The 2,998-nt window shown below is 72.2% G+C and carries 1 protein-coding gene; it reads right to left on the bottom strand.

Going from position 1 to position 2,998, the window contains the following annotated elements:
* The coding region (gene mfd / locus N869_RS14010; protein ID WP_035062604.1) for a transcription-repair coupling factor at positions 1–2,874 on the bottom strand (2,874 nt) is incomplete at its 3' end.
* Positions 2,875–2,998: the final 124 nt, after the last annotated feature.

The raw sequence follows: 2,998 nt of genomic DNA, 5'->3' as shown, positions 1-2,998 counted from the left end.
ACCCCGCAGCTGGTGCAGCTGGGACAGGCCGAGCCGGTCGGCCCGGTCCACGATCAGCGTGTTCGCGTTCGAGATGTCCAGACCGGTCTCCACGATGGTGGTGCAGACCAGGACGTCGAACCGCTTCTCCCAGAAGTCCACGATCACCCGCTCGAGCTCGTGCTCGCTCATCTTGCCGTGAGCCGTCGCGACACGGGCCTCGGGCACCAGCTCGGCCAACCTGGACGCCGTCCGGGAGATCGAGTCGACCTTGTTGTGGACGAAGAACACCTGGCCCTCGCGCAGCAGCTCGCGCCGGATCGCGGCCGTCACCTGCTTCTCGTCGTACGCCCCCACGAACGTCAGCACGGGGTGCCGCTCCTCGGGCGGGGTGGCCAGCGTCGACATCTCCCGGATGCCCGTGACGGCCATCTCCAGGGTGCGCGGGATGGGTGTCGCGCTCATCGCCAGCACGTCCACGTTGGTACGCAGTTGCTTGAGCGTCTCCTTGTGCTCGACCCCGAACCGCTGCTCCTCGTCGACGATCACCAGACCCAGGTCCTTGAACCGCACCTGCCCGGTGATCAACCGGTGGGTGCCGATCACCACGTCCACCGACCCGTCACCCAGACCCTCGACCACCTCACGCGACTCGGACTCCGTCTGGAACCGGGACAGCGCCTTGACCGTCACCGGGAACGCCGCGTACCTCTCGGAGAACGTGTCCAGGTGCTGCTGCACCAGGAGCGTCGTCGGCACCAGCACCGCGACCTGCTTGCCGTCCTGGACCGCCTTGAACGCCGCACGCACCGCGATCTCGGTCTTGCCGTACCCCACGTCACCGCACACCAGGCGGTCCATGGGCACGGTCTTCTCCATGTCGGCCTTGACCTCGTCGATCGTGGCCAGCTGGTCCGGGGTCTCGACGTGCGCGAACGCGTCCTCCAGCTCACCCTGCCAGGGGGTGTCGGGCCCGAACGCGTGGCCCTGCGTCGCCATCCGGGCCGAGTACAAGCGGATCAGCTCACCGGCGATCTCCTTGACGGCCTTGCGGGCCCGACCCTTCGTCTTGGCCCAGTCCGAGCCGCCCATCTTGTTGAGGGTGGGGGCCTCCCCACCGGTGTACTTGGTGACCTGGTCCAGCTGGTCGGTGGGGACGTACAACCGGTCCCCCGGCTGACCCCGCTTCGAGGCGGAGTACTCGATCACCATGTACTCGCGGGTGCCGGCGGTGGGACCCGAGCCGATGGTGCGCTGGACGAGCTCCACGAAGCGGCCCACCCCGTGCTGCTCGTGGACCACGAAGTCCCCGGGCCGCAGCGCCAGCGGGTCCACGGTGTTGCGACGCCGGGACGGCATCGCCCGCATGTCCTTGGTCGTGGCACCGGCACGCCCGGTCAGGTCGGCCTCGGCCAGCACCGCCAACCGCAGGTCCGGGGCCACGAACCCCTTGCCCGAGGCCGCGGTGACCAGCACGACCCCCTCCTCGGGCTCCTCCGGCACACCTGGCACCAGGCGCGCCGGGACGTCCATCGAGGACAGCTGCTCGACCATCCGCTGGGCCGGGCCGGGCCCCTCGGTGGTGAGGACCAGCCGCCACCCGTCGCGCTGCAGCTCACGCACGTCGGCGACCGCCCGCGCGACGTCACCGCGGTACCCCTGGACGTCCCGCGCACCGACCACCAGCGACGTGGCCTCCGCGGCGGGCTCCGCACCGGGGTCGTCGTCCGCCCCGGCGCCCAGCCCGGCATCGAGGGTGAAGCTGCTGAACGTCCACCAGCCCAGACCCCGACCCAGGGCGATCTCCCGGGCCTGGGCGTACTCGATGAACGAGGCCGCCCGCAGGTCGATCGGGGTGCTCCCACCAGCGGCCGCCGCCGTCCACGCGGCCTCGAGGAACTCCTCTGTGGTGGCGAGCAGGTCATGGGCCCGACGCCGGACCCGCTCCGGGTCCACCACCACCAGCAGGCCACCATCGGGAACCAGGTCCAGGACCGGGACCATCCGGTCGACCAGCACCGGGGCCAAGGACTCCATCCCCTCGACCGCGATCCCGGCCGCGAGCCTGTCCAGCATCTCCGTGGCGCCCGGCAGCTGGGGCACCAGCTCGGCGGCCCGACGCCGCACGTCGTCGGTCAGGAGGATCTCCCGGCACGGCGGGGCCCACAACCCCTGCTCGGCGACCTCCAGGCTGCGCTGGTCGGCGACGGAGAACCAGCGGATCTCCTCGACCTGGTCGCCCCAAAGCTCCACACGCACCGGGTGGTCGTCCGTGGGCGGGAACACGTCGAGGATGCCACCACGGACCGCGAACTCCCCGCGCCGCTCGACCATGTCGACTCGGGTGTACGCCGCTGCGACCAGACGCTCGGCCACGTCGCCCAGGTCCGCCTGCCCGCCGGCCTGCAGGGACACCGGTTCCAGCTCGCCCAGACCTGCGACCACCGGCTGGAGCAGCGCCCGCACCGGGACGACCAGCACGCGCACCGGCCCGGCCTGGCCGCTGCCCTGCTCGGGGTGGGCCAGGCGGCGGAACACCGCCAGGCGTCGGGCCACGGTGTCGCTGCGGGGTGACAACCGCTCGTGCGGGAGGGTCTCCCACGCGGGCAGCACCGCGACGTCGTCCGGCTGCAGGTAGCAGCGCAGCGCAGCAGCGAGGTCGTCCGCCTCACGGCCCGTGGCCGTCACCGCCACCACGCACCCGTCCGGCCGCCCCTCCCGGGTGCCGGCCTCGACGGACTCCAGGACGGCCGCGACCAGTGGTGCACGAGCACCTGCGGGCAGGACGGCGTCGACGACGGGTTCGCGGGCGGGCGGCGCCAGCCGTGCGAGCCCGGCGAGGCGCGCGGCGGCGGGGTCGGCGAGGAGGGCGGGCAGCACACCGGTGAGGTTCATGGGTCCCGTTCTCGGGCAGAGGGCAGCACTGACGGCCCGCGCCACCGTGGGGCGACGGGCCGTCAGTGAGTCTACGAGCGCTCAGCCCCTCAACGCGGGGTGAGCGTCGCGGTGAGGTCGAAGC

Source organism: Cellulomonas bogoriensis 69B4 = DSM 16987, assembly GCF_000767165.1.
GTDB classification, from domain to species: Bacteria; Actinomycetota; Actinomycetes; order Actinomycetales; family Cellulomonadaceae; genus Actinotalea; species Actinotalea bogoriensis.
This window is presented reverse-complemented; position numbering and strand designations above follow the sequence as displayed.